This is a genomic window from Bradyrhizobium sp. ERR14, assembly GCF_014198235.1.
In the GTDB taxonomy this organism is placed as follows: Bacteria; Pseudomonadota; Alphaproteobacteria; order Rhizobiales; family Xanthobacteraceae; genus Bradyrhizobium.
On the sequence record NZ_JACIHD010000016.1, the window covers coordinates 21,087 to 47,408 of the forward strand.

Annotated in this window: 24 protein-coding genes, 1 tRNA gene and 4 pseudogenes; 18 read left to right on the top strand and 11 right to left on the bottom strand. The window is 62.3% G+C overall.

The window, feature by feature from the left end; all coding sequences use genetic code 11:
• Nucleotides 1-194 precede the first annotated feature (194 nt).
• The 3 genes from GGD62_RS30545 (at nt 195) to GGD62_RS30555 (ending at nt 2,337) form a co-directional block, all read left to right on the top strand.
• Nucleotides 195-1,061: a hypothetical protein gene (locus GGD62_RS30545; protein ID WP_183711870.1), complete on the top strand. Its 867-nt coding sequence runs from the start codon at nt 195-197 to the stop codon at nt 1,059-1,061.
• A gap of 95 nt (nt 1,062-1,156) precedes the next feature.
• Nucleotides 1,157-1,486, top strand: coding sequence for a DUF3768 domain-containing protein (locus GGD62_RS30550; RefSeq protein ID WP_183232256.1), 330 nt, complete (start codon nt 1,157-1,159; stop codon nt 1,484-1,486).
• 422 nt (nt 1,487-1,908) lie between these two features.
• Nucleotides 1,909-2,337, top strand: coding sequence for a hypothetical protein (locus GGD62_RS30555; RefSeq protein ID WP_183711872.1), 429 nt, complete (start codon nt 1,909-1,911; stop codon nt 2,335-2,337).
• A 576-nt stretch (nt 2,338-2,913) separates the two neighbouring features.
• Here the strand turns inward: GGD62_RS30555 and GGD62_RS30560 are convergent.
• Nucleotides 2,914-3,153, bottom strand: a pseudogene (locus tag GGD62_RS30560) (transposase); the annotation flags it as partial.
• Nucleotides 3,154-3,421: 268 nt separating this feature from the next.
• Here GGD62_RS30560 and GGD62_RS30565 point away from each other — a divergent pair.
• The gene (locus GGD62_RS30565; protein WP_183711982.1) at nt 3,422-4,639 is read left to right on the top strand and encodes an IS110 family transposase; all 1,218 of its coding nucleotides are present in this window, start codon (nt 3,422-3,424) and stop codon (nt 4,637-4,639) included.
• A 311-nt stretch (nt 4,640-4,950) separates the two neighbouring features.
• Here GGD62_RS30565 and GGD62_RS30570 read toward each other — a convergent pair.
• Nucleotides 4,951-5,950 (bottom strand): annotated as a pseudogene (locus tag GGD62_RS30570) (IS256 family transposase); the annotation flags it as partial.
• A gap of 189 nt (nt 5,951-6,139) precedes the next feature.
• A complete protein-coding gene (locus tag GGD62_RS30575) occupies nt 6,140-6,394 on the bottom strand; it encodes a PC4/YdbC family ssDNA-binding protein (protein ID WP_183711874.1) in 255 nt (84 codons plus the stop codon).
• A 113-nt stretch (nt 6,395-6,507) separates the two neighbouring features.
• Between GGD62_RS30575 and GGD62_RS30580 the strand changes: the two genes are divergently transcribed.
• The 3 genes and pseudogenes from GGD62_RS30580 to GGD62_RS30590 all read left to right on the top strand — a co-directional run bounded on the left by GGD62_RS30580 (nt 6,508) and on the right by GGD62_RS30590 (nt 11,180).
• Nucleotides 6,508-7,287 (top strand): hypothetical protein, encoded by a 780-nt coding sequence (locus tag GGD62_RS30580; protein WP_183711876.1) that lies wholly within the window; start codon nt 6,508-6,510, stop codon nt 7,285-7,287.
• A 121-nt stretch (nt 7,288-7,408) separates the two neighbouring features.
• Nucleotides 7,409-8,281: pseudogene (locus GGD62_RS30585) on the top strand (IS110 family transposase); the annotation flags it as partial.
• Nucleotides 8,282-9,557: 1,276 nt separating this feature from the next.
• Nucleotides 9,558-11,180: a DUF927 domain-containing protein gene (locus GGD62_RS30590; RefSeq protein WP_183711878.1), complete on the top strand. Its 1,623-nt coding sequence runs from the start codon at nt 9,558-9,560 to the stop codon at nt 11,178-11,180.
• 485 nt (nt 11,181-11,665) lie between these two features.
• Here the strand turns inward: GGD62_RS30590 and GGD62_RS41745 are convergent, their stop codons facing one another.
• Nucleotides 11,666-11,884, bottom strand: a complete 219-nt coding sequence (locus tag GGD62_RS41745) for a hypothetical protein (RefSeq protein WP_312014313.1) — start codon at nt 11,882-11,884, stop codon at nt 11,666-11,668.
• A 15-nt stretch (nt 11,885-11,899) separates the two neighbouring features.
• Between GGD62_RS41745 and GGD62_RS41750 the strand changes: the two are divergent.
• Nucleotides 11,900-12,457: pseudogene (locus GGD62_RS41750) on the top strand (site-specific integrase); the annotation flags it as partial.
• A gap of 171 nt (nt 12,458-12,628) precedes the next feature.
• Here the strand turns inward: GGD62_RS41750 and GGD62_RS30600 are convergent.
• Nucleotides 12,629-12,705: transfer RNA gene (locus GGD62_RS30600), tRNA-Pro, on the bottom strand.
• 50 nt (nt 12,706-12,755) lie between these two features.
• Here GGD62_RS30600 and GGD62_RS30605 point away from each other — a divergent pair.
• From GGD62_RS30605 to GGD62_RS30630, 6 genes are all read left to right on the top strand, one after another.
• The gene (locus GGD62_RS30605; protein ID WP_183711880.1) at nt 12,756-13,763 is read left to right on the top strand and encodes an L-threonylcarbamoyladenylate synthase; all 1,008 of its coding nucleotides are present in this window, start codon (nt 12,756-12,758) and stop codon (nt 13,761-13,763) included.
• 22 nt (nt 13,764-13,785) lie between these two features.
• Nucleotides 13,786-15,213 carry an FAD-binding oxidoreductase gene (locus GGD62_RS30610; RefSeq protein ID WP_183711882.1) on the top strand — a complete coding sequence of 476 codons (1,428 nt, stop codon included), beginning with the start codon at nt 13,786-13,788 and terminating at the stop codon, nt 15,211-15,213.
• Complete coding sequence (locus GGD62_RS30615) at nt 15,210-15,665, top strand: GNAT family acetyltransferase (RefSeq protein WP_183238653.1); 456 nt, start codon at nt 15,210-15,212, stop codon at nt 15,663-15,665. The genes GGD62_RS30610 and GGD62_RS30615 overlap by 4 nt, the downstream gene beginning before the upstream one ends.
• 71 nt (nt 15,666-15,736) lie before the next feature.
• Entirely contained in the window at nt 15,737-16,318 is a 582-nt protein-coding gene (locus tag GGD62_RS30620; RefSeq protein WP_018323389.1) for an NUDIX domain-containing protein, read from the top strand.
• 284 nt (nt 16,319-16,602) lie between these two features.
• The gene (locus GGD62_RS30625) at nt 16,603-17,532 is read left to right on the top strand and encodes a glycine reductase (protein ID WP_092262485.1); all 930 of its coding nucleotides are present in this window, start codon (nt 16,603-16,605) and stop codon (nt 17,530-17,532) included.
• Between the two features lie 37 nt (nt 17,533-17,569).
• Nucleotides 17,570-18,763, top strand: coding sequence for a CaiB/BaiF CoA-transferase family protein (locus GGD62_RS30630; RefSeq protein WP_183711884.1), 1,194 nt, complete (start codon nt 17,570-17,572; stop codon nt 18,761-18,763).
• Between the two features lie 116 nt (nt 18,764-18,879).
• Here the strand turns inward: GGD62_RS30630 and GGD62_RS30635 are convergent, their stop codons facing one another.
• Complete coding sequence (locus GGD62_RS30635) at nt 18,880-19,644, bottom strand: SOS response-associated peptidase (protein ID WP_183238650.1); 765 nt, start codon at nt 19,642-19,644, stop codon at nt 18,880-18,882.
• A 63-nt stretch (nt 19,645-19,707) separates the two neighbouring features.
• Here GGD62_RS30635 and GGD62_RS30640 point away from each other — a divergent pair, with 63 nt between their 5' ends.
• From GGD62_RS30640 to GGD62_RS30655, 4 genes are all read left to right on the top strand, one after another.
• Nucleotides 19,708-20,208, top strand: coding sequence for a hypothetical protein (locus tag GGD62_RS30640; protein ID WP_018323385.1), 501 nt, complete (start codon nt 19,708-19,710; stop codon nt 20,206-20,208).
• A gap of 48 nt (nt 20,209-20,256) precedes the next feature.
• A complete protein-coding gene (locus tag GGD62_RS30645; protein ID WP_179735251.1) occupies nt 20,257-20,691 on the top strand; it encodes an NUDIX hydrolase in 435 nt (144 codons plus the stop codon).
• A gap of 217 nt (nt 20,692-20,908) precedes the next feature.
• Nucleotides 20,909-21,286: a TIGR02301 family protein gene (locus GGD62_RS30650; protein ID WP_018323383.1), complete on the top strand. Its 378-nt coding sequence runs from the start codon at nt 20,909-20,911 to the stop codon at nt 21,284-21,286.
• A 289-nt stretch (nt 21,287-21,575) separates the two neighbouring features.
• Complete coding sequence (locus GGD62_RS30655) at nt 21,576-21,842, top strand: hypothetical protein (protein ID WP_018323382.1); 267 nt, start codon at nt 21,576-21,578, stop codon at nt 21,840-21,842.
• A 192-nt stretch (nt 21,843-22,034) separates the two neighbouring features.
• Here the strand turns inward: GGD62_RS30655 and GGD62_RS30660 are convergent, their stop codons facing one another.
• The 5 genes from GGD62_RS30660 to GGD62_RS30680 form a co-directional block, all read right to left on the bottom strand.
• Nucleotides 22,035-22,355 carry a cupredoxin family copper-binding protein gene (locus GGD62_RS30660; protein ID WP_183711886.1) on the bottom strand — a complete coding sequence of 107 codons (321 nt, stop codon included), beginning with the start codon at nt 22,353-22,355 and terminating at the stop codon, nt 22,035-22,037.
• A 10-nt stretch (nt 22,356-22,365) separates the two neighbouring features.
• Nucleotides 22,366-22,899 (bottom strand): DUF4142 domain-containing protein, encoded by a 534-nt coding sequence (locus tag GGD62_RS30665; RefSeq protein WP_183711887.1) that lies wholly within the window; start codon nt 22,897-22,899, stop codon nt 22,366-22,368.
• An 88-nt stretch (nt 22,900-22,987) separates the two neighbouring features.
• Entirely contained in the window at nt 22,988-23,680 is a 693-nt protein-coding gene (locus GGD62_RS30670; RefSeq protein ID WP_179735245.1) for an RNA polymerase sigma factor, read from the bottom strand.
• Nucleotides 23,681-23,920: 240 nt separating this feature from the next.
• Nucleotides 23,921-24,787, bottom strand: coding sequence for a sulfurtransferase (locus GGD62_RS30675; RefSeq protein WP_183711888.1), 867 nt, complete (start codon nt 24,785-24,787; stop codon nt 23,921-23,923).
• Between the two features lie 178 nt (nt 24,788-24,965).
• Nucleotides 24,966-26,300, bottom strand: a complete 1,335-nt coding sequence (locus tag GGD62_RS30680; protein WP_183711889.1) for a dihydroorotase — start codon at nt 26,298-26,300, stop codon at nt 24,966-24,968.
• Between the last annotated feature and the right edge of the window lie 22 nt (nt 26,301-26,322).

The following is a 26,322-nucleotide window of genomic DNA, read 5'->3' on the forward strand; positions in this document are numbered from 1 at the left end:
ATTGAAATCATTGCGCTTTTGGCGGCACGCTTTACTATACTTACGACGAGATGGTTTGAACACTCTTCTCGTCATCAGCAAAGGAGCGTCCAATGACAAGACCGCCATTGCCGGGCCCATCCCGCAGGACCAGCGACAACGCCGTTTCAGAAAGGGGCCCAAATCGGGCCCCTTCGGCTTTTCAGGAGGGCAAAATGGCCAAGCCCAATCTTACGAACCAAAAGACACTCCCCGCCTCGGCAATCATCGTTTACGGGATCGACGCGACCGGCAAGCCGAAGGCCGGCCGGTTTCCGGAGCACCAGGCGGCGGCGGCCAAAAAGGCCGCGCGCTCACTCAAGCTCGCTGTTTGCAACGTCGATCGCCCAAGTCTTGTCGAGATCGTTGCGAAAATTCCGGTCGGACGCGTTCACGACCAAGGCAGAGCGCTTCTGCCCTACATCAAACGCAGCTTGTACGACGAGCTCGCGGCCGCCGTTCTTCCGGCGAGATCGAGTGCCGCCGCGGCAACAAAGGCCCCTCCAGCGAAGGCGATGGAGGCAGCAAAGTCCCGGTCCAAGGTCTTTATCCTCCTCGGCTTCGATGAAAACCAAAAGCCACGCGGCGCGCGATACCGCACAACCAACGAAGAGGAACTCATCAAATTATCGAAGGAGACGGCGCTCAATCTGTACGAGCTGAAATCGGCCGACTCAATCAGCTTGGCGGGTGCTCTCCCGGCTGGAAAACTCCCAACCACCGGCTCCGCCTCTGTCCCTGAGATCCGCCAAGCCCTGTACAGTGAAGTCGTCGTGGGCATTTCAGACGACGCGGCCGCAGTACCGCGAGACAAGCTCGGCGGCCCTCTGCCTCCTCAGAAGGGATCTCCCGAAAGCTGGGAAATCATCGAGACCGGGCATCTCGTCATCGCCCAGGAATCTCCGGAATACGGTTGGGCCGAGGCGATTGTTGTCGACCGCAAGGATGGCCTGTTGACCCTCCGCTATCGCGACTATCCAAAGCTACCCAAATTCTACCGGAACTATCGCGCGGTCGCACTCCTAAGCCGCGGCAGCAAGTAAAGCTACGCGCTGCAAGCTAGAATGGCGCGAGCCGAACTCGCGCCGTTCCAATTACCTCCCGCCCCTTCCATCATCCATCATCAACAGGAGCAACCATGTCCTTGGACACGGATCGGATACGTGCGCTTAACGACGAGCTACGTCAACATTTGCTCGGCGGCAACGCCGTCATGACCGCCGGCATCGCTGCGCTTGGATCAGACGCAGTCAGGCGCTTAGTCCGCACCATCTCGGTTTTCGACGACTTTTGCCATGCCAACGATCCTCACGAAGAGCACGACTTTGGCATGTTCGATTTTGAGGGAGCTCAGGTCATCTTCAAGATCGACTATTACGACTCATCAATGACCGGTCACTCACCAAATCCTGCTGATCCAGCAGTCACGACGCGAGTGATCACGTTGATGCTTGCCGAAGAGTATTGAAAAGGGGCGCGCGCTGTTCGCTCCTAGTTTTTCACTGACCCTCGTCAGCGAGAAGCTGGTCGCAGAACAGAGGAGCATCAGCAATCCTAGCCATAACCAGCAGGCTTGGATTCCGCGTTCAGCTTTTCATCGCGCGGACGTAGGTAGCTCGGCCCCGAACGCCAGTTGCTCTTGAGTAACGTGCTTTTTGCGCCCGAGACGGCCGTCGCTTTCTGCGGTTCGCCCAATCGCCTCAGCGGGCATATGGTCTCTGACTGTATGCCCGCCATCGGTGGGCACTCTCGCTGACAAACTCGCTCAACAAATCTCGGAAAACGCGAGCTCGAAAAACCTCTCGAAGTTTGAGATATTTTCGCCTCGAACATCGCCTGAAAGGTCGCTTGCGATACTAATTTTGAGCATCGTCAATTTAGGAGGTGCTCATGAAATCGTCAGTAGCGTCGTCGGGACTGTCCGCCCAGAAGGTCGTTGCCCAGATTCGGAAGGTAAGGAAAGCAGCGGAAAAGGCGTCAGAGAGCGACCGCCGGTTTGCCGATTACAGGTATCTGCGGGCCGTCTTACATGCCTACAGGTATTTTGAGGGCAACGATCTATTACCTCACCTGCTTGAGACCGCGCCCAGTCTGCTGATGACGCCGGTGCGTGCGGACTGGCATCCGCTCAGGGTGATTATCGAAGCCACCTGCCTGCAGCCCGATTTGCGCATGCGGAGTCGCTGGACGAGAGCTTTGGCCCACGTGTTAGCGGAAGACATCGATCCTCAGGAATTGTCCCGCTTCATTCGAGCCAACAATGGGATCGCTGGATGTGCAGACTTGGCTAGCAAAACCAGACGTCGTATTACGCGATAGCTAAGTACCGGTATTCGATAAGCTACGCACTTTCGCGAGTACGCGGCTATCTTCCGCCCTTCAATGGGCGATGATCGATAGGCGTTGGATGAAGATCACTCATGGCTCCAAGGGGGGACCTTAATGGGCCACTATCGGCTTCGTTTCCATTTATGAGCGCAACAGCTCTAGCTGCATTTTTTGACGCATATCGAACTTGCTGCTTGAGTTCGGCGATGGCCCGATCCCGCCCTGAAAGCCTTTCTTCGTAGTGGTTGGCCGTTTTCACCAATATGTCCTGGACCTCAACCAGCCGCGCTTCCAGAGCTAAGATCCGGCCCTCTAACTTGGCCAGTCGCCCTCTGTCGCCCTGCCGGGCGCGTATGCTCGTGCTGCCAGCTTTACGCTTCCCAGACTTTGCCAAGGTTACCTCCACAATCGGATGGGCATTGCGCACAAGTGCGATTTACTGATCCTATTACAGTACTGCTTCTTGCTTTGTAAGCAAGCCGACTCGGAAGGAGGCTGATCTCGCCCCTTCCTGCATTGCCTAGATCGTGCCCCGTGGGGTGGTGTAGCTGGCGGTGTGTCACCGCGTTAGCCGGCTAGGCAGGGTCGATCAGCTGGCGATTGCCTGGAGAGGCTGACGGTCGGATCATCGCTCAACGGCGCGATGGTTTCCAGCGTCATGTAGCGGGCGCGCTGGACGGCCCATTCGTCGTTCTGTTCGAGCAGGATCGCTCCGATGAGACGGACGATGGCATCCTCGTTGGGGAAGATGCCGACCACCTCGGTGCGCCGCTTGATCTCGCCGTTGAGGCGTTCGATCGGATTGGTAACCGGTATGAGGTGTCTCGGTGCCTACGTTCCCGCTGCGGTGTTCTACATCGTGGCGTATGGTGCGACCATCGGGACAGAGGCACCGGGAGCACGAAGTGCGGGCAGGCCGATGTATTCGATGAGCCGAGAGCTCGAGTTAGTAGCTGGCCGCCTCTGCGACTCGCCCGGTTGCGCCGAGAGCGCGAATCCGTAGTTGTCGTGTCGCCCGCAGCTCCCGTCATGGTCATGTATCTGGCAGGAGGTGCGAATGCGACGGGTGATTGGCATTGACGTCCACCGAACTTTCGGCGAGGTGGTGTTTTGGGAGGACGGCAGGCTCCGACACACGGGCCGCATCGATATGACGCGGACTGCGGTAGAGGGATTTGGCAAGACCCTGCTGCCCAGCCATGAGGTGGTGGTCGAAGCGACCGCCAACAGCATGGCGGTGTCGCGAGTTCTGGCGCCCTTCGTGGCACGGGTGATTATCGCCAATCCGCTGCAGGTAAAGGCGATCGCCCAGGCTCACGTTAAGACCGACAAGATCGATGCCGGAACGCTCGCCAGTCTGCAGGCGGCCGGGTACCTGCCGCAGATCTGGACGCCTGACGCAGAGACCGAACGCAAGCGTCGGCTGGTGGCGCGGCGCTACCAGGTCGTGCGGCATCGCACGCGGCTCAAGAACGAGGTGCATTCGATCCTGCACGCCCACCTGATCCCGAAGTGCCCGCATGCCGATCTTTTCAACGCCCGCGGCCGGGCTTGGTTGGCCGCCCAACAACTGCCGGACGATGAGCGCGCGGCCATCGATCGGCACGTCCGTGAGCTTGACCGGCTGGCGGAAGACCTGGCTCTGCTCGACCGCGAGATCGCGCAGGATGCCATCGACGATCTCGCGGTCAACAGATTGATGACGATCACTGGCGTCAATCTGGCGGTCGCCGCCGGCATCGTGGCGGCGATCGGCGATATCAGCCGGTTCGACAGCCCGCAGAAGCTGGTGAGCTATTTCGGGCTGAACCCGCGGGTGCGGCAGTCAGGACTGGGAGCCGCCCATCACGGTCGCATCAGCAAGATCGGCCGTAGTCACGCGCGCGCCATGCTGGTGGAGGCGGCCTGGGCCGCGGCCAAGGCGCCCGGTCCACTGCATGCGTTTTTCGTGCGGATCCGCGCCCGGCGTGGCCATCAGGTCGCCGCGGTGGCCGTGGCTCGCAAGCTCACGGTGCTCTGCTGGCATTTGCTGACGAAGGGCGAGGATTACCTGTGGGCACGCCCGGCGCTGGTCGCCAACAAGACCCGCGCGATGCAACTTCAAGCCGGACATCCGCAACAGAAAGGTAGCCGACGTGGACCAGCCTATGCCTACAACATCAAGGCACTACGCAACCGCGAGATGTTGATCGCTGCGCAGGCGGAGCGAAGCTACGAACGATGGGTGTCGCAATGGAAACCGCGGCAGCCAAAATCCGGCGCGCGGGCGCCTCAGCTCGGCAGGACAAAATAGGCAGTCCGGTGACGCTTGCAGCCGACGCATCACGCTTCGCCACGAGGTCGCCCGCGCCCAAGAACCATAACCGCCGCTGACGGCAAGTGCCAGCCAGGAATGCAGTCCCGTTCCACGCCAGCATGCCGCCGTGCTCGGGCCGGTCAAGGCCAAGCCTCGCGGTGGCCGCAAACGCGGCCAGCCTTGACCGACCCTGCGCGCGGAGGCTGCGAGATTGGTGGCCGGGACGGAAGAATGGCCCGCGACGGCCGAACAAAAGAATGGACGCACGCGATTTCCGCAATCGCCATCGCGGCGGTCACAAAAAACCACTTGTCCATCTCATCCGTGGAATGCAGCTTGGTCCGATGCTGCGGCGGGAACGTCATGTAGGCCAGCATCGGTCTCGGCCTCGTCGAGGAAGCCGGCAAGCTTGGGCAGCTTGGGACGGAGCTGGTCGGAGACCTTGCGCCACTGCATTTTAGCGGCCTCGGCATCGTCCTGGGCAAACGCGGTGGCGATGAATGCGGAGACCACGCGGCGGCCGCTCTTGCCGGCATGGGCCAGCGCATTGCGCATGAAGTGCACGCGGCAACGCTGCCAAGAGGCGTTGAGCACCTTGGCGACAGTGGCCTTGATGCCCTCGTGGGCGTCGGAGACGACCAGCTTGACGCCGCGCAGGCCGCGGCGGGCGAGCTTGCGCAGGAACGCCGTCCAGAATGTCTCGGCCTCCGAGGGACCGATGTCCATGCCGAGAACCTCGCGCCGGCCGTCGCTGTTGACGCCGACCGCGACGATCACTGCGACCGACACGATGCGGCCCTGCTGGCGCACCTTCACGTAGGTGGCATCGATCCACAGGTAGGGCCAGTCGCCCTCGATCGGGCGAGCGAGGAACGCCTTCACCTTGTCATCGATCTCCGCGCACAGCCGGCTCACCTGGCTTTTGGAGATGCCGCTCATGCCCATCGCCTGCACCAGATCGTCGACGGAGCGGGTCGAGACGCCCTGCACATAGGCTTCCTGCACCACGGCGGTCAGCGCCTTCTCGGCCATCCGGCGCGGCTCCAGAAAGCCGGGGAAGTAGGAGCCCTTGCGCAGCTTGGGAATGCGCAGTTCGACTGTGCCGGCGCGGGTCTCCCAGGTCCGGTCGCGGTAGCCGTTGCGCTGCGCCAGACGCTCGGGGTTCTTCTCGCCGAAGGCGGCCCCGGTCTGGCCTTCCACTTCCAGCTCCATCAGGCGCTGGGCCGCAAAGCCGATCATCTCGCGCAACAGATCAGCATCGGGGGTCTTCTCTACTAGCGTGCGCAGGTTCATCATGTCGTCGGTCATCGGTGGTTCCTCGGTTGCGTTGGCGTGTCGCAACCCGATCCTACCGGAGAACTGCCGGTGACCACCGCAAAGCCGCCCGCCCGCTACGGCGCTATTTGGGAGCGCGCGTCCGGGCGGCTTTGCTCTACCGAGCTACACCACTCCCGGGGACACGACCCATTGCCTACCCCTTTCTGCACTCCGAAATGGCTAATCGAGCTCGTACATTTCGCAAGCTTTCTCCAGGGCTCGCCGGAGCTTCCTGACCTCTGATAGAGAGAGCGTTATTCCAGCCCGCGTCGGATAGTACGCTCCCTTGTCGTTGAGCAACCATTCCCTGATGTGGATTCGATTTCCGTAAGCTTTGCTCCTGCTGACGAATACGCGCTCCCCGCTTTTTCGGCCCCAGCTGTAAACAACCGTGCCTGGATCGCGGTCGAACTTGCCGTTGTCGTTCTTACTCATTGCCTTCTCCTGAATATTTTCTTCCCAACCGCAACACGCTTGGAGGTCAGGAGACATTTACAAGATTGGATTCTTGGCGGAGAATTGATAGTTCTTGTCATCGGAAGCTCCTTATGACGGCAAACATAAACATCACAGACCTAATCGCGCTTCTTACCGGTCTGCGAAAAGAAGTGTTTGCCTTCGAAAGGCATATTGCGCTTATGACTTTTGCCACGTGGCTTCATTATCCTACCGACCAAGATGTTCTGCGACATGCTCGGGTCGTTGCGGCAGCCGCGTGCTTTATCCACTCGGGCGGCAAGCGTAATCCTTTAGCAACAATTGAAAATCTAAGCGTGGCTTTGCTAGCTTCGCCTTTAAGGAGCCCCGTCGGGGACATTTCAACTTCGTCCTTAACACGGTCGACCGCAGTAATAGGCGTTGCCGATTTCTTTTTGCGCTGCCCAGCGGATAAGAAGCCAAGCCTTAACAAAGCTCTCTTCTTTATAAACAAGGGCGGCGCCGACGACCCTGATGACCCGGATGGAGAAAAAGCAGCTCGGTCCATCGCCACACTAAAGGTCGCTTGGAAAGGGTGCGCGAGTACGGCACCCTTTCTATGGGCTTGCGCGGCGATTCCTGATGAAATTTATAGTATGCTTCCGGACGAATCGGGGGCCTTTAAACGCATAGAAAAAATACTCCGTAACCCGAAGCGCTTGATCCAATATTTCGGCGTAAGCAAATTTGTTCAAGAGTGTTTGTTATCGAGAGTTGATCCTGCGAGCAGGCCTCGCTTTAACGTCAAGTTTCCCAAAGGGCTTTTGTCAGTAGAGTCGGATCTCAGCCCCTTTGACGATCGTGAACTTGAAATCCTTGCCCGCTACCGAGCACCGAAAGTCAACTTTTAGCTGGATGCCGTAATGGGCCCTGCTCCGAGCAAGGGGTCATGATGGTGGCTGTCCCCCGATAGATGATGAAACGAGGTCACGACCTGAGTCGGCCCCGAGCATCTGGAGACAGAGGACAGCCGTGGGGAACTATGCCGGAATTGACGTGTCATTGGAACTGTCGAGCGTATGCGTTGTGGATGCCCAAGGTAAAATCCTGAAGGAAGCGAAGGTCGCGAGCGAACCGGACGCCTTGGTTGAATTTTTCGAGACGCTTGGCTTTGCAGTGAAGCGGATCGGGCTGGAGGCTGGGCCGCTGTCGCAATGGCTGCATGCGGGGCTGAAAAGAGCAGGGTTCGAGACCGGTTCTGCTCGAAACGCGGCATGTGAAGGCCGCATTGTCTGCGATGACGGTGAAGACTGATCGCAAGGATGCGCGCGGGATCGCTCAGTTGATCCGGATGGGATGGTTCCGGCCGGTACACGCAAAGTCGGTCGATGCGCAGGAGATCCGGGCCCTCATGAGCGCACGCAAACAGCTGCTGGGGCGGCTGATCGACGTGGAGTTGAGTATCCGCGGGATACTGCGTGATTTTGGGCCGAAGGTTGGCCCTGTGACGCGAAAAACCTTCGAAGCGCGGATCCGAGAGTTAGTTGCGGGTCAGGCGACATTGGAGCGCATTGCTACAGCGATGCTTTCGGTACGATCGGCCTTGAAGGCAGAGTACGGAAGGCTACACAAGGCTGTGCTGGCAATTGTGCGTGACGATGCGGTTGTCGCCGGCTCATGACAGTGCGGGGCGTTGATCCCCTGGTGGCTGTTACCTACAAATCGGCGATTGATGACCCTCATCGCATCGTAAAATCGAAGGCAGCAGGCGCGCTGTTCGGGCTTACGCCAAAGAAATACCAATCAGGAGAAAAGGACGTCACGGGCGGAATCACGCTGGCTGGCGACGAGACGGTGCGCACGGTGTTGTATGAAGCCGCCAACGTTCTGTTGTCGCGAACACGCGAACTCCCATACAGGCCCGCAGCTCCATCGCTGCATCAGAGGCCGGACAGATGGCAGCATCCGACTACGTGCCGACCTTCTTCAAAAACCGCTTGCATCTTGCGGGGCGTCCACAGATGAGTCCGCTTCCTACTAACTAGGCCAAACTAAGTTTGGCCTAGTCTTAAGCTTTAATAGGGTATTTCGCAGGCCGGTCGACCGCAATACGTTGCGCGCATTCGGAATGGAGAGCACGCAATGAAGTCACCAATTTCTGCCCGGAGCGAATGGCTTGTTAGCAGCCTCGCTAACGAACGTTGGTTTGGCGACGGCCAACCCAAGTGGGAGCACCTGCCCACTTCAGCCCAAACCAAGATCGAACGCATTAAGCGGACCCGGCTACTCAAAAAGCATGGAAGCGTGATCGTGGGCTCTTTGCTAGCGGAGTGTGCACCAAACAAACGTTGTCTTTCCGGATGTTGCCCAGAATGCGGCCGTGCTCTCCAGCGTGTCTTTGCCGCTAAAGCGACGGACTTGCTCGTACCTCATCACGAATACGACGTTGCTTCGATGATCGGACGGACCTCTCGGCGGCGAGGCCAGCTTCACACCTTGTCGCTTTTGCGGTTCAAACAGCACGCTCTCCGCGCCTTGCGCGAAGGCCATGCGGGGATGGCTATCGGCGCCATAGATTTCAGCTTTAACGAGTTTCCACTCACGCAAGACTATAGCCGGTGGACGCCCCAAATCTGGCTTTTGATCCACAACGCAAACCGACCACGCTGGGAACGGCTCACTCGCAAAGCATTTCAACCTCGCCCACTCGTGCCTCGACCAGTCCGGATCGCTCCATGGGACGGCAACATTAAAGCCCTCGGGTACGCTTTGAAGACGGACTTTGTACGCCGCATCTCTACAACAACGGAACGGTTCGCTCGCGGCCAAATTCGTCCTTGCAAAAACACTCAGCCCGATCGCTTGAGAGCGGCAGAGCGCGTGGAACTATACGAATACCTTCATTCTCTGGGATTGGAAGGGCGCCTAGTCCTATTTGGTGTGACCCGGACCAGGCAGGGATTTGAAGTCGAACTCTGACTGCATCTCTTCATTCTCTGAAAACTGACTGAAGTCGAGCTCTTCCTCGATTTCTCGAAACTGACTCGATCCCTGAAAACGACTCGATCTCTGAAAACTGACTGAACTGCACTTTCTTTAGATCAACATAGCCGCAGAGCCGAAAAACACGTGTGCATGCCGTGCACGCGAGGATGCACGCTTTGCACACAGGAGAGACCAAATGCCGACGCCATTCATCAAGAATATCGCGACCGTTCACGACGACGCGGAGAACGCCTCTTACGTCAGACTACGGATCCGCACGGTTAAGGGAACGAAAGAAACTATCGAAGTACCGCGAGAAGACATCTCGGAGTTCAAATCCCTAAAGAGGCAATTACTGAAAATCGGAGCAGTGCTTCCGTCGCAAGGCCAACAATGCAGAGACTTTATCATGAGGGCGGTCGAAAGGGACAGCCCTCGTCTAATCCGACGGGTCGCTCAATGCGGCTGGCTAGACAGCACCTGTACGACTTTCGCGACTCAATCGAACATTATTGGACACACGTCAGACGATTTGGAGCCGCCCAAGCAAGCGATGAGGGCTGACGCGCACGGAGCGACAAAGATCGGCGGAAGCGCCGCAAGCTGGAAGGACTCTGTTGGCGCACAAGCTATGTCGTCTTCCAGTTGGGTATTTTCCATTAGCGCTGCCTTTGCAGGGCCTCTTTTAAGGATGCTCACCGAGGACTCGTTTTCAGTGTGCTTTTCGGCGCCATCACGAACAGGCAAGTCTGTTATTACGCTGGTCGGCTCGTCTGTAGTGGGCGTGGGATCGGTCGGCGAAATGATGACGTGGAACGTTTCCGAGGCCGGACTCGAACAACGACTTCCACTGTTCAACGATTGCACAATGGGAATTGACGACTTCGAGACGATGAAAGGCTCCGATACCGCAAAGTACGAACGGATACGGGGAATGACGTACGGCATCGCCGGCGGTACCGAGAAAATTCGCCATACCTCGGCGAAGCTATCTTGCAACCAGTGGCGCGTGATCTTGATTACGTCCATGGAAAAGACGATTACGGAGCTGTCTCGTAGCACCCACAAGGCGCGACAGACGGGCGAGACGATTAGAATGATCGATGTTCCGTTGCTGTCGCAGGGAAAAACTCACATCTTCGATCTCGCGCAAGCGTCGGGCGAATATATCGACGCCTCATGGCAAGAAAAACAATTTGAAGGCATGGTGAGAGCATGCGCGGCAAACCACGGGGCCGTTTTCAACGCTTACGTGGATAAGTTATGCGACGGTTCTGTTGACGTGCCAAAGCTTGCGCGCAGGCATCGTGATCGCTTCGTAAGGCGGGTGACCAGGCGTAAAGACGAACGCATCACAAGAGACGTCGCCCGAAAATTTGGCCTGATCTATGCAGCCGGTCGCCTTGCCATCAAGTTTAAGCTTGTTCCCTGGAAACGGGAGGAGCTTTTTGCCGCGATCGGAAACGTCTTCGGCGACGCCAAGACTTTGCTGCCTGATCCCGAACGCGACCAGGTCACGGCTCAAGCCACTCTGGCTGCATTCGTCGATAAGCTAAAGCGCTCAGGTGACATCGATGACTACGACGTCGAGCCAGGTTATCGTGTGCCAAGGCTAGGTCAGAAGAAATTTGTTGTGAGAGTCGACGCATTCAACTCTTTGTTCAAAACAGAAGCTGACCGGCGTGGCATACTTGACCGGCTTGTCAGATCGAAGCTCATCGACACAAGCTCGTCATCCGGCGAGCCGAAATATCAATTCGAGTGGCCGGACGGCAAGCGTAGGCGGTCGTACACTTTTTCACTTCCGGCAGAGGTTTGAAGGCTACGTCTTCGGCTTAGTTGCCAAATGACGAAGAGGACTCTTCCTGATCGGGGCAATATCGACCGAGATGCCCCGATCAGACTGTCCACTGCTGCTACAATAGCGTTCCCCGACGGATCGATGACAGCTTCCGGATTGCGTCGCGAAGGCGCTCGCGGGCGATTGGTGATCGAGAGGATCGCGGGAAAAGATTTCACAACACTTCGACACATCGAAAGGATGAGAGAACTATGCCGCGTCCAAGCAAGGGAGCACGGCTGTACAAGCGGAAGCCTAGGTACCGTGGCGGAAAGCTCGTCGCTCAATCGGTCTGGATCATCAAAGACGGTGACCGCCATATCGCCACGGGATGCGTTGCGAACGCGTCTGGAACAAAGCCGCCTCGAGAAGCGGAGCAGGCACTCGCGGACTACATCGCGCGCAAGTACCAACCCGAACGAAGCAGACGAGACATAGAGGACATCGACTGCGCCGATGTACTCTCAATTTACCTGACCGACATTGGCGAGCCCGGCGAGCAACACGAGATTGAACCCAGGATCGAGCGTCTCAACGAGTATTGGGGCGGCAAGATGCTGGCGCAGGTCAACGCCCAAACTTGTGCGGGATACGCCAAGCACCGCGGTGGCCACGGAGGAGCCCGCCGCGACCTTGAGACACTGCGCGCTGCGATCAACCACCATGCGAAGGAGGGCTTTCACCGCGGCCTCGTGCGCGTGTCGTTACCGCCCAAAGGTGAGGCCCGCGACCGGTGGCTGACGCGTAAGGAGGCCGCAGCGTTGCTTTGGCACTGTTGGCGGGATCGTGAGAAGCAGACGATTCACTCGGGATCATCAAAAGGTGCCCCCGTAACTACGAACCGCCGACCGTTACGCCATATCGCCCGTTTCATATTGATCGGCCTGTACACTGGCACTCGGGCCGGCGCGATCGCATCGGCGTCGCCCTATGCGATAACTGGGCGCTCGTATGTGGATCTGGAGCGCGGCATTTTTTATCGTAAGGCCATTGGCAAGCGCACGACCAAGAAGCGGCAGACGCCAGCCCCCATCCCGCCTCGGCTGCTCGCCCACCTTCGGCGCTGGTGGAACCGTAGGCTGATCGCGGAGTGCTTCGTGGAGTTCAACGGCAAGCCGGTCGCCTCTGTGAAAAAGGGCTTTAAGACCGCCGTAGGGCTCGCCGGCCTCCCGGGAAAGGTAACACCCCACACCCTGCGCCATACCGCTGCGACATGGCTGATGCAGCGTGGCGTGCCAATCTGGGAGGCGGCAGGGTTCCTGGGCATGTCGCCCGAGGTCCTGCAGGACACCTACGGCCACCACCACCCCGATTTTCTGCAGGGGGCGGCCACGGCCATCGGCCAAAAGGCCCGGTATGTTTCGGTGGTTGAAACGGTGGTTGACTCGGGAAGGACCAACGATCAGAAGGAAAAACCTAATGATTTCTGGTCGGAGTGGCAGGATTCGAACCTGCGACCCCTGCGTCCCGAACGCAGTGCTCTACCGGGCTGAGCCACACTCCGACAAGAAGGCGGCTTATAGCGTCGGGTTTGGCGCACCGCAAGCGGCCGGCATGAGGAATTTTGTCCCTGTGAAAACGGGTCTTGAAACGCTGATTTTACCGGCCGGCGCGGCCGGCGCCGAGGCTGCGGCCCGCAGGCTGGCCGCCGGCGGGCTGGTCGCGTTTCCGACCGAGACCGTCTACGGGCTCGGGGCGGATGCGGCCAATGCCGCCGCGATCGCCCATCTCTACGCCGCCAAGGGGCGGCCGGCCTTCAATCCGCTGATCGCCCATGTCGCGGACATTGCGGCCGCGCGGCGGATCGGCCGGTTCGACGCGCGCGCCCTGAAGCTCGCGGAAGCGTTCTGGCCGGGACCTCTGACGCTGGTGGTACCGAAGACGGAGGGCTGCCCGGTGGCCGATCTCGCCACTGCGGGCCTCGACACCGTTGCGATTCGCATTCCCGCGCACCCGGTGGCGGAAGCGATCCTCCGCGCCTTCGGCGGCGCCGTGGTGGCGCCGTCCGCCAACATCTCCGGCCATGTCTCGCCGACGCTGGCGGCCCATGTCGAGAGCGACCTTGCAGGGCGGATCGACCTGATCGTCGATGGCGGGCCCGTTATGGTCGGCGTGGAATCGACCATCGTCGGCTGCTTCGATGCGCCGATGCTGCTGCGGCCCGGCGGGCTGTCGCGCGAGCGGATCGAGGCGGTGCTGGGCGCGCCCCTGGCGCGGCCGCCTGTGGAGGCCGAGAGCAACGACAGCCAGCCGCTGGCGCCGGGCATGCTGGCCTCGCATTACGCGCCGCGCGCCCATGTGCGGCTTCGCGCGCAGGACGTTGCGCCCGGAGAATCGCTACTGGCGTTCGGCTCTGAGCGCCTGCCCGGCGTCGATGCGGCCGTCGCCGTCATGAATCTGTCGCCCACCGGTGATCTCGATGAAGCCGCCGCCAATCTGTTCGGCTATCTTCGCAGCCTCGACGCGAAGAGCCCGCGGGGGATTGCGGTGATGGCGATTCCCGAGGAAGGACTTGGCGAAGCGATCAACGACCGGCTGCGCCGGGCTGCGGTGGTGCGATAAGAGTGGAAGTAGAGACGAGACAATGAATATCAACAAGCCTGCGATCCCTCCACTTGCGCCCGAGTTGATCGAACAATTCCGCAAGATCGTCGGCGAGCGCCATGCGATCACCGATGCGAACGACATCGAGCCTTACGTCACCGAGGAGCGCAATCTGTTTCACGGCCGCTCGCCGCTGGTGTTGCGTCCGGGCTCGACGGCGGAGGTCTCCGAAATCTGCAAGCTTGCCTCCGCGCACAAAATCGCGCTGGTGCCGCAGGGCGGCAATACCGGGCTGGTCGGTGGCCAGACCCCGCACAATGGCGAGGTCGTGGTGTCGCTGCGACGCCTGGACAAGATCCGCGAGGTCGACACCGCCTCCAATACCATGACCTGCGAGGCCGGCGTGGTGCTGCAGATCGCGCAAGCGAAGGCGACTGAGGTGGACCGGCTGTTTCCGCTCTCGCTCGGCGCGGAAGGAAGCTGCACCATCGGCGGCAATCTCTCGACCAATGCCGGCGGCACCGCCGCGCTCGCCTATGGCGTGGCGCGCGAGATGGCGCTGGGGCTCGAGGTCGTGCTCGCCGACGGGCGCGTGCTCAACGTGCTGTCGAAGCTGAAAAAGGACAACACCGGCTACAATCTGCACAATCTCTTCATCGGCGCCGAAGGCACGCTTGGCATCATCACGGCGGCGACCCTCAAGCTGTTTCCGAAGCCGCGGGCGGTCGAGACCGCCTATGTCGGGCTGAAATCGCCGGCGGCGGCGCTGAAGCTGCTGACCATCGCGCAGAGCGAGGCCGCAAATGCGCTGACGAGTTTTGAACTATTGTCGGAGATGGCTGTCGATTTCTCGGTGCGACACGGCATCGACGTGCGCGATCCGCTCGCAGAGAAGCATCCCTGGTACGTGCTGATGGAATTGTCGTCCCCCGGCGACGACGCCCGCACGCCGCTGGAGACGATCCTCGCCCGCGCCATGGAAGAGGAGATCGTCGACGACGCCGTGATCGCGGCCAACCTTACCCAACGCAACGGCTTCTGGAAGCTGCGCGAGGAGATGTCGTCGGCACAGAAGCCGGAGGGCGGCTCGATCAAGCACGACATCTCGGTGCCGATCGCCGCCGTGCCCGATTTCATCGAGGAAGCGAATGCTGCCGTGGTGAAGCTGATCCCGGGCGCGCGTCCGGTGCCGTTCGGCCATCTCGGCGACGGCAATCTGCATTACAATGTCAGCCAGCCGATCGGCGCCGACACCGCGGATTTTCTGGCTCGCTGGCACGACATGAACGCCGTCGTGTTCGAAATCGTGCTGCGCATGGGCGGATCGATCTCGGCCGAGCACGGCATCGGCGTGCTCAAGCGCGACGAGCTGCCCGACGTCAAGGACCAGACCGCGATCGAGCTGATGCGTGCGATCAAGGCGATGCTCGATCCGCTCGGCATCATGAATCCGGGGAAGGTGCTGTGAGCGCGTCCCCTGCCCCGCTCGCGATCGCTGCGATCGTGGATGCCGACGTCGAGCCGGTCGTGGCGCTGTGGCAGCGCTGCGGCCTGACGCGGCCCTGGAACGATCCGCATGCCGACATCGCGCTGGCGCGGCGGCGCGATAACTCGACCGTGCTGATCGGGCGCGACGCTGGCGCGATCGTGGCGACCGTCATGGTCGGCCATGACGGCCATCGCGGCTGGGTCTATTACGTCGCGGTCGACCCCGACGGCCGCAAGCGCGGCCATGGCCGCGTCATCATGGCCGCGGCCGAGGACTGGCTGCGCGCGGCGGGAATTTCGAAGCTGCAGCTCCTCGTCCGCCGCGAGAACGCGCAGGCCAATGCGTTCTACGGCTCGCTGGGCTTCGAGCTATCGACATCCGTGATGTTCCAGAAGTGGCTCGACGGCCGCGCGACCACGCCAAGCAACTGAGATGCAACCCGCGAACGCTGCTGCGCCCCCTCGCCCCGCTTGCGAGGCGAGGTGAAAAACAGAGAGGCTTCATGACCATTTCCGACCGCGTCCGCATCAAGGACGTCCGCGTGCTCTCGGACGGCTGGACCACGCTGAAGAACACCACGTTCGAGTATCGGCGCGCCAGTGGCGAGTGGCAGACGCAGCACCGCGAGACCTATGAGCGCGACAACGCCGCCGCCGTGCTGCCGTATAATCGCGCCGGGCGCACCGTGATCCTGGTGCGCCAGTTCCGCCTGCCGGCCTTCATCCGCGGCTACGACGATCTCCTGATCGAGGCCGCCGCCGGCGTGCTCGACAACGCCGAGCCCGAGCTGCGCATCCGCGCCGAGGCCGAGGAAGAGACCGGCTATCGCCTGCACCACGTCCACAAGGTGTTCGAGGCCTTCATGAGCCCCGGCGCCATCACCGAAAAACTGCATTTCTTCGTCGCCGAGTACGAGCCTGAGATGCGCGTCAGCGACGGCGGCGGCCTCGAGCACGAGGGCGAGGACATCGAGGTGCTGGAGCTCTCGATCGACGAGGCGCTGGCGATGATCGCCGACGGCCGCATCATCGACGCCAAGGCGATCATGCTGCTGCAATATGTGGCACTGCACGTGTTCAGGTGACTTACCCTCCCCTGGAGGGGGAGGGTCGATCGCGCGAAGCGCGAGCGGGGTGGGATGATCTCTGCACTCGGGCACTGTTGGATGTGGTGAGACCGTCACCCCACCCCGTCTCACATTTCGCCGCGCTCAATGTGAGCCGACCTCCCCCTCCAGGGGAGGGTAAGTGGCACCGCGCGTGCCGCACCATCGTCATCTGCAATTCAGGCCTGCATCTCCCCTCCCCCCGTTGAGCAACCCCAAAACTATCTCTAATCTGTCGCCAACCAAGAACCAGGAGACGCGCCATGTCCGCGCCGCGCGACGACGAATTCGGCTTTGCGCCCGATTACGACTCCCCCGTCCCCTACATGCAGCGCACCCGCGATTATTACGCGGCGATTGGCTACACCACCGCGTATCGCTGGGCGCATTACACCGAGGCGCCGTTCCAGCCGCTGAAGAAGCCGCTGGCCAAGTCGCGCGTGACCATCATCACGACCGCTGCGCCGTATGATCCCGCCAAGGGCGACCAGGGACCGGGCGCGGCGTACAACGGCAGCGCAAAGTTCTACCAGGTCTATGACGGCGACACATCGAAAGAGCACGATCTGCGCATCTCGCATATCGGCTACGATCGCAAGCACACCTCGGCGACCGACAACGGCACCTGGTTTCCGCTGCCGCAGCTGTTGAAGGCGTCCGCCGCCGGCCGCATCGGCGAGGTCGCCCCGCGGTTCTTCGGCGCGCCGACCAACCGCAGCCATCGCGTCACGCTCGACACCGACGCGCCGGACATCCTGGCGCGCTGCCTTGCGGACAAGGTTGACGTCGCGGTGCTGGTGCCGAACTGCCCGGTCTGCCACCAGACCACGGCGCTGGTGGCGCGGCATCTCGAGGCCAACGGCATTCCGACCGTGGTGATGGGCTGCGCCAAGGACATCATCGAGCACGCCGCCGTGCCGCGCTTCCTGTTCTCCGACTTCCCGCTCGGCAATTCCGCCGGCAAGCCACACGACGTCGCCTCGCAGGCGCAGACGCTGGAACTGGCGCTCAAGCTGCTGGAGAGCGCGAGCGGCCCGCAGACGACGATGCAGTCGCCGCTGCGCTGGAGCGAGGACGCCTCCTGGAAGCTCGACTACAACAACGTCGCGCAGCTGTCGCCGGAAGAGCTGGCCCGCCGCCGCGCCGAATTCGACAAGCAGAAGGAGATCGCGCGCGGCAACCGCGCCGCCTGACGTCCTCCAATAACGAAGACAAGATGGGGAGAGCGACGTGACGCGACCGTTCGAGGGCGTGAAGATTTTGGATTTCACGCAAGTGCTGGCCGGCCCCTATGCGAGCTATCAGCTCGCGCTGCTGGGCGCCGATGTCATCAAGGTCGAGCGGCGCGAGGGCGAGGACATGCGCCGCACCCCGCTCAGCCGCGAATGGGCCGACCGCGGCCTCGCGCCGGCGTTCCAGGCCGTCAACGGCAACAAGCGCAGCCTGACGCTCGATCTGCAGAAGCCGGAGGCGATCGCGATCGTGAAGAAGCTCGCGGCATCGGTCGATGTCGTCATGGAGAATTTCCGTCCGGGCGTGATGGACAAGCTCGGCATCGGCTACGAGGCACTGTCGGCGATCAATCCAAAACTGATCTATTGCGCGGTCTCCGGCTTCGGCCAGACCGGCCCGGATCGCCTGCGGCCCGGCTATGACGGCAAGATGCAGGCGCTGTCAGGCATCATGGCCATCACCGGCCATCCCGAGACGGGACCGACGCGCGCGGGCTTTGCGGTGTGCGACGTGCTGTCGGGCGCCACGGCCGCGTTCGGCGTGTCGAGCGCGCTGTATCAGCGCGACCGCACCGGCAAGGGCCAGCTCATTGATGTCTCCATGCTGGAGGCGACGATGGCGTTTCTGTCGGGACAGATCGCGGACTGGTCGGTCGCCGGCCATCGCCAGACACTCTCGGGCAACCAGGCCGTGAGCCGCAGGACCACGGCGAACTTGTTCAAGTGCGGCGACGGCCACATCCTGCTCGCCGTCAACAACGAGAAGCAGTACCGCGCGCTGATGAGCGCGCTCGGCCGCGAGGACACGCTGAGCGACCCGCGCTTTGCCGACTGGTTTTCGCGCAACGAGAACGAGCCGGCGCTGCGGGCCATCATCGAAGCGGCGCTCGCGGCCAAGCCGGCGCGCGAATGGGAGACGATCCTGGAAGACGCCGGCGCGCCCTGCGCCAGCATCTGGAAGGTCGAGGAGGTGATCGACCATCCGCAGATCAAGGCGCGCGGCGCGATCCAGCAGCTGGACACGCAATACGGCCGCCTGCGCTTTGCCGGCAGCGGCTTCAAGCTCGCCCATGGCGGCGGCAGGCTGGACCGGATGGCTCCGGAGCTCGGCGCGGATACCGATGCCGTGCTGGACGAGCTGGGGTTTGATGCGGCGGAGATCGCGGGGCTGCGGGCAAGGGAGATTGTTTAGAACTCCGCTGCCGTAGGGTGGGCAAAGGCGCAACGCGCCGTGCCCACCAATCCATCCGTTTCCTTCGGTGAGTGATCGTGGGCACGCTTCGCTTTGCCCACCCTACGGCGGCAGAGCTAGAACAACGACCCCTGCCCGTCATCGGCCGGCCCGGCCGCCGCCTTCCGCGCTGCCTTCTTCGGCTTCGCCGCCTCGGCTTCCGCCGCCATTTCCTCCGCGCTGATCGGCAGCAGCAACTGATCGTCGTCATTAGCGACGCGGTTGACGCGGGTGGAGACCGGATGCCAGGCAAACTCGCCGATGCGCGGCGCGGTCATCAGCGGCAGGATGGCATCGACCTCGTCGCCCCTGATGTCGAGCCAGCGCTCGAAATCGCGCTCGCTGATGGTGACGGGCACGCGGTCATGCAGCGCGGCGAGATCCTCGCCCGCCGCGGCCGTGACGATCGCGACCGTGTCGAGCTCCTCGCCGTTCGGCCCGGCCCAGGTCTCGAACAATGCGGCAAAGCCGAGCGGCGCACCGTCGGCGCGGTGGATGAAAAAGGGCTGCTTGCGGCCGTCCTCCACCTTCCATTCGTAATAGCCATCGGCCGGGATCAGGCCGCGGCGCCGGCGAATCGCGCGTTTGAAGGCGGGCTTCTCCAGCACCGTCTCGGAGCGGGCATTGATCAGGAGCGTAAAGCCCTTGGGGTCCTTGACCCAGCCCGGCAGCAATCCCCAGCGCATCAGGCGGAAATGGCGCGCGCCATTCTCCATCAACACGACCGGAATCGGTTGTGTCGGGGCGACATTGTACCGGGGCGGGAAGTTGGGCTGCTCGACATAGCCGAACAGTTGCCGCAAAGCCGCGGGGGCCGAAGTTATGACGAAGCGTCCACACATCCCAGGGTGTCTATATAGGGTCCGTTCAGGTCCTTTTAACCCCGAACGTTAACACTGCGGCAGATGAGCTCAACGGCCTCCCAACCCGCGCGGACGCATGCACAGACGGGCCCCGAGGCCGCCGACTGGGCCGAACGGCTGCGCGTGGCCAATATCAACCCGCGGACCGGGCTTGCCACCGACTATCTCAACCATTTCAATGAAGCCGTGATGCTGCTGGAAATGGTTCCGGACATGCCGGAATGCGCGGAAGATTTTTTGACCTGGTCGCCGCTGTCCTATGCCGAGCATTTCACGGCGTCGAATTTCAAGGCGCGGGATCTGGCTATCGAGGCCTATGAGAAAGCCAACCCCAACGTGCGCGCCCAGTTCGACCACATCACCGATACCATGACCTCGATCCTGACCGCGGTCGGCTCGGCCATGCGCGAGGTCGAGAAGGACACGACCCGCGTCCGCCTCGCCGAGCAGGCCACGCTCTGGGTCAAGCCGCTGATCGCCGCCTGCGGCGGCATCATCAATGGCGGGGCGGAAGCCGACGTCGACACCATCATGGCGAACTGAGCCAGGTCCTTTAGAATTAGGCCTTCAAGAACCAGGTCCTTCAAGAAAATGGCTTCGGTCGTCCAGCCCACCCATCCCCAGCTCGCCGTCAGCGCCGCGATTTTCCGCGACGGCAAGGTGCTGCTGACCCGCCGCGCCCGCTCGCCCGCCAAGGGCTTCTATTCGCTCCCGGGCGGCCGGGTCGAATTCGGCGAATCGCTGCATCAAGCCCTGAGCCGCGAGGTCGACGAGGAGACCGGGCTCGACATCGCGATCGTCGGCCTCGCCGGCTGGCGCGAGGTGCTGCCCGCCGCGCCCGGTGCCGGCCATTATCTGATCATGTCGTTTGCCGCCCGCTGGGTGGCCCGGGAGCCGATCCTGAACGACGAGCTCGACGACTACCGCTGGATCGCCCCCGACGCTCTGGCGGGCCTCGGCGACCTCAAGCTGACCGGGGGGCTGGACGAGGTCATCCAGTCCGCCGCGCGGCTCGTAATAACCTGAAGCCAGCTCCGGGCTCCGCTGCACCTCTCCCGCTTGCGGGGGAGGTCGACGCGCTTGCAAGAGCGCGGCGGGTGGGGCCTTTCTCCTCTTGGGGGGTTCTCGCCCGCGGCGACACCCCCTCCCCAGCCCTCCCCAGCCCTCCCCCGCAAGCGAGAGGGAGCGTACCGCCCTCGCGTCGCCTTGCGTCAACAGCCTCGAAGAGGCATACACCCCGCCGATGTCCACGCGATTTCTGGCCATTTTTGCCCTGATTCTCGCCTGCGCCTCCGGACCCGCGAGGGCCCAGGACGGGGCGGCGCCGTTTGACGGCGATTTGCAGCGGCTGGCGGAGATCCTCGGCGGGCTGCACTATCTGCGCGGCATCTGCGGGTCCAACGAGGGCAACAAATGGCGCAACGAGATGCAGGCGCTGATCGATGCCGAAACCCCCTCCGGGGAGCGCCGCACCCGCATGATCGCCGGCTTCAACCGCGGCTATAACGGCTTTCAGCAGACCTATCGGAGCTGCACGCCGGCGGCGACGGTGGCGATCCGCCGCTATATCGAAGAAGGCTCGAAGATCTCGCGCGATCTGACGGCGCGCTACGCAAACTGAGCTCTCGCCAACCGCACTCTCAGCCGTAACTCCTCATCCTGAGGAGCGCGGAACGCGCGTCTCGAAGGATGGAAGGCCCAGCTGCGGCAGCGGGACCTTCCATGGTTCGAGACGGCGCTGACGCGCCTCCTCACCATGAGGGTTGGGCAGCCGGTGGAACCCTGTCATCGACTTTGTTCACAGCCGTTAACCGTTCTTAAAGATGTGGCCTAGCGGTCGTTAATGCGCGTGCTACACCTTCTCGCACAGCGCATCGCCGTGGATCGCGCCCCAGCCCCGATCGAGTTTCATGAGCCAGCCGATTTCCTACGCCCCCGACCGCGCGCCGCTGCCCGATCACGAGCAGAAGCAGGCCGCACTGAGCTATCTCAACGAGGCCTGGGCCGAAGCGCGCCATGAGGGCGTCGACGGCGACTGCCTGGCGCAGGCGAGCCTGTTTGCGGCCTTCGCCGAGCTCGTCGGCACCTATGGCGAGGACGCGGTCGCAAAGTTCGTCGAGGGTTTTCCGGGTCGCATCCGCAACGGCGAGTTCTCGGTCACGCTCGCGAGGCAGTGAGCTTTCCGCGAAAATGACCCCGCCACGCGGGCGGGGCCAGTCAACGGATGAATGACTTTGCGAACGGATTTGGCGAAAGCCTTCGCGAAGTCTGCCGCGTTTATCGCACGGAAGCCGCTTGCCGCGGACAAGCATTAGTCTCGCGGCGGCCGGGAGATGTTCCCGCGGCGATCAGGAACCTGCTCCCTCCCCTCACGGCTCGACCTTGAGCGTCGCTTTCATGTTGGGATGATAGCGGCAGTAATAGTCGATCACTCCCGCCTTCTTCAGAACCGATGTCGCCGACTTGTTCGGCGGCAGCGTCACGTCAAAGTCGCCGTTCTTCGCCGTGGCGGTGTGGGCGAAGACGTCCTTGTTGATCCAGGTAATGGTATCGCCGATCTTCGCCGATACCTCGGCCGGAGCAATCACGAGATTGTCCATCGTGATCTCGATCGTCGCGGCGTGTGCCGGCGCGACCGTCGCCGCAAGGACAAGTGCTATGGCGATCGAAGCCAGTCGCTCCGGCCTCATTGCCACTCCCCTATTTCAGCTCGGCCGCGACGTGCTCGGCGTGCTGCTGGTGTCCCTGGAAGATCTTCAGGCCCGTCTGTAGCAGGCTCTTCAGCTCGGCATTGTTCGCGGACGGGATCAGCTGGATCTCCAGCGCGCCGTTGACCGCCTTGTGGTAGGCGACCTCGTTGGCGACGTAGGCCTTGTCGAAGGCGGCGCCGTCCAGCTTGTCGAGCTCGGCCAGCTTGTCGCTCGCCTGCTTCGACAGCGCCTTGCTGGTGTCGTTATCCTCCGGCGTGACGCTCAGCTTCTTGACCAGCGCGAGCGCCTGCTTGTTGACGGCCTCGTGGTCGCGCAGCATATCCTCGGCAAACGCCTTGACGTCCTTGCTCTTCGCCTTCTTCTGCGCCTGCTTGGCGGCGTTGATGTCGAGCACGCCGGCGGTGTAGGCGATGTGGGCGATCTGCGGATCGGTGGGCTTGTCGGCTGCGCCGGCGCTTTGCAGCAGCGCGGGACTCGACAACAGAATTGCCGCGGCGATCGCCGCGCTCCGTCGGGTGAACATGGCTCGATGCTCCTGTGGTGCCGGACGTTGGCCGGCGCGTTGCTTCACAGGGATTGGATGGGTGTCTTACGCGAACGTTCCCGAAAAATCATGAGCCGATGCCAAGGCGCCTGAGCACCGCCTCCGTCAGGCACTCGCAGCGCTGTCCGGCGAACGGAAACGCGTCCATCACGACGGGGCCGATCTTCTTCTCCACGTTCTCGCGCAGCAGGGTGCGCGCACGGTGCAACCGCGTCTTGACGGTCTCGGGCCTGATGCCGAGCAGCTCGGCCGTCTCCTCCATGCTCATGGCCTCCATCACCCTCGCGATGAAGACCATGCGGAAGGCATCGGGCAATTCATCGACCGCGTGTTCGACGACGCGCTGGATCTCGCGTTGGGCCATGGATTTTTCCGGATCGGTTGCGGCGGACGAAAGGGGAAACTGGATGATCTGTGCTTCCAGCGTTGCCTCCGGCACCGATCCCAGCTCGACCTGCGGCTTCCGACTGCGCAAGCGCCCGAGCGCCTCGTTGATCGCAATGCGCGACAACCAGGTCGACAGCGCGGCTTCACCCAGAAAGCCATCGAGATGCGTGAAGGCGCGGACATAGGTTTCCTGCACCACGTCCTCGGCCTCGCTGTCGCTGCGCAATATCCCGCGCGCGAGGCGATAGAGCCTGCGATTGTTGGCCTGCATGATCTCGCGGAGCGCAGCCTCGTCACGGCGCCGCGCGCGCTCGATCAGCTCGACTTCCGACGTCCTGAGGCCGGCGGACAGGCCGGCTGCGGTCCCTGGCATGGCGGGCACCTTATCTCCATTGGTTCCGGACATTGGATGCAAACCAAGGAAAAAGGTTCCTGACTTTCTTACCCTCCCCTGGAGGGGGAGGGTCGATCGCGCGCAGCGCGAGCGGGTGGGGTGACAGTCTCTCCTCAGAGCCGGTGCCCGAGTGGAGAGATCACCCCACCCCGCTTCACCTCTCGCTTCGCTCGACGTGAAGCGACCCTCCCCCTCCAGGGGAGGGTAAGAGCCGCCCACCTAATCCGTCTCGATCGGGAGCGAAGGGTCCCGTGCCCATTCGCCCATCGAGCCGTCGTAGAGCGTCAGCTTGTCGTAGCCGAGCTGCGTCAGCAGCAAGAGGTTGATTGTCGCCGAGATGCCGCCGCCGCAATAACAGATCACGGTCTTGTCGCGCGTGACGCCCTGGGCGACGAACTTTGCTTCCGCATCCGCAAGACTCGTCAGCGTCTTGTCGGCATTGACGAGCGATGGGGCGGGAACGTTGATACTGCTCGGCACGCGGCCCGGCCGGCCGTAGCGGCTCGGCTCCAGGCCTTGGTGAAATTGCGGCAAGAGAGCGTTGACGATTACCGTCGAGGGATCACCGATCCGTGCCTTCACGACATTCTTGTCGACGAAGAAGCCCGCGCGCGGCGTGGCCTTGAAGGTCGTGGCCGGATAGCCTTTCGGTGCGCCCGTCTCGACCGGACGTCCCTCCTCTTTCCATTTGTCGAAGCCGCCGTCGAGCACGAGCGCATCGACGCCGAGTGAACGCAGCATCCACCAGAACCGCGTCGACCACATCATCGTGCCGATGCTGTAGAGCACGGTGGTCTTGCTCGCATCGAGGCCATGGCGGCCGAAGGCGGCCTCCAACTGGCCGACAGCAGGCATCATGAAGAGGGGGCGCGCGGAGGTGTCGGCGAACTCGCCTTGCAGGTCGAGGAAATCGGCGCCCGGAATATGGCCGGCGGCAAAGGTCTTGTCGCCGGGGACTGCGCGATACGGTACGTCACTGCCCGGCGGCACCGGCTCGTTGTAGGTCGTGCAATCGTAGAGGCGCAGGTTGGGATCGCCGAGGATGGCGGCAAGTTGTTCGGTGGCGATGAGGGCACTTTGGCTCATTGGATAGTCTCCCATCATACGCATACTATCCCCATCACCCCGAGGTGCCGGAGCGTAGCGGAGGCCTCGAAGGGCACGGCCACTAGCGGGGCCGCTCATCCTTCGAGGCTTGCCATGCAATGCGAGAGCATTGCATGGCGCGCACCTCAGGATGACGGATCACAACGAGCGCGGCAAGCTACTGCTTCAGCGTCTCCAGAAACCGCACCGGCTCGCCCTGCGCGGGCGTGACCAGCTCGCCCTGCCACATCACGCGGCGGCCGCGGACGAAGGTGCCGACGGGCCAACCGGTGACGCGCAACCCGTCATAGGGGGTCCAGCCAGCTTTCGACGCCACCCATTTGTTGGTGATGGTCTCGCTGCGCTTCAGATCGACGACCGTGAAATCGGCGTCGTAGCCGGCGGCGATGCGGCCCTTGCAGGCCATGTTGTAGAGGCGCGCGGGGCCGGCGCTGGTGAGATCGACGAAGCGCGCCAGAGAAAGCCGGCCCGCATTGACGTGATCGAGCATCAGGGGGACCAGCGTCTGCACGCCGGTCATGCCGGAGGGCGAAGCCGGATAGGTCTTCTGCTTCTCCTCCAGCGTATGCGGGGCGTGGTCGGAGCCGAGCACGTCGATGATGCCCTGCTCGATGCCGCGCCAGATGCCGGCGCGGTGATCGGCGCCGCGCACGGGCGGGTTCATCTGCGCGAGCGTGCCGAGCCGCTCGTAGCATTCCGGCGCAGCCAGCGTGAGGTGGTGCGGCGTCGCCTCGCAGGAGGCGACGTCCTTGTGGTCGCGCAAGAACTCGATCTCTTCCTTGGTCGAGATATGCAGCACGTGGATGCGCTTTCCGGTCTCGTGCGCGAGCTTGACCAGGCGCTGCGTTGCCATCAGCGCCGCGGTCTCATCGCGCCACACCGGATGCGAGCGCGGGTCGCCCTCGATGCGCAGCGATTTGCGGTCGTTGAGGCGGTATTCGTCCTCGGCATGGAAGGCCGCGCGGCGGCGGATCACCTGGAAGATGCGGCGCAGGCTTTCGTCGTCCTCCACCAGCAGCGCGCCGGTCGAGGAGCCGATGAACACCTTGACGCCGGCACAGCCAGGCGCGCGTTCGAGCACCGGCAGGTCCTGCACGTTCTCGCGGGTGCCGCCGATGAAGAAGGCGAAATCGCAATGCATGCGGTGATGGGCGCGCTTCACCTTGTCGGTGAAGGTGGCTTCAGTCACGGTCAATGGAGAGGTGTTCGGCATCTCGAACACGGCGGTGACGCCGCCCATCACGGCGCTGCGCGAACCGGTCTCGAGGTCTTCCTTCTGCTCCAGCCCGGGCTCGCGGAAATGCACCTGCGTGTCCATCACGCCGGGCAGGATGTGCAGGCCCTTGCAGTCGATGACCTCCGCGGCCGAGGCCTGCGACAATGGCCCCAGCTCGGCGATGCGGCCGCCGGTGATGCCGATATCGCGAACATTCTCGCCGTCCTGGTTGACGACGGTGCCGCCTTTGAGGATCACATCGAAACGCTGGGTCATGGCTGAAGGCCCTTCTCATCCC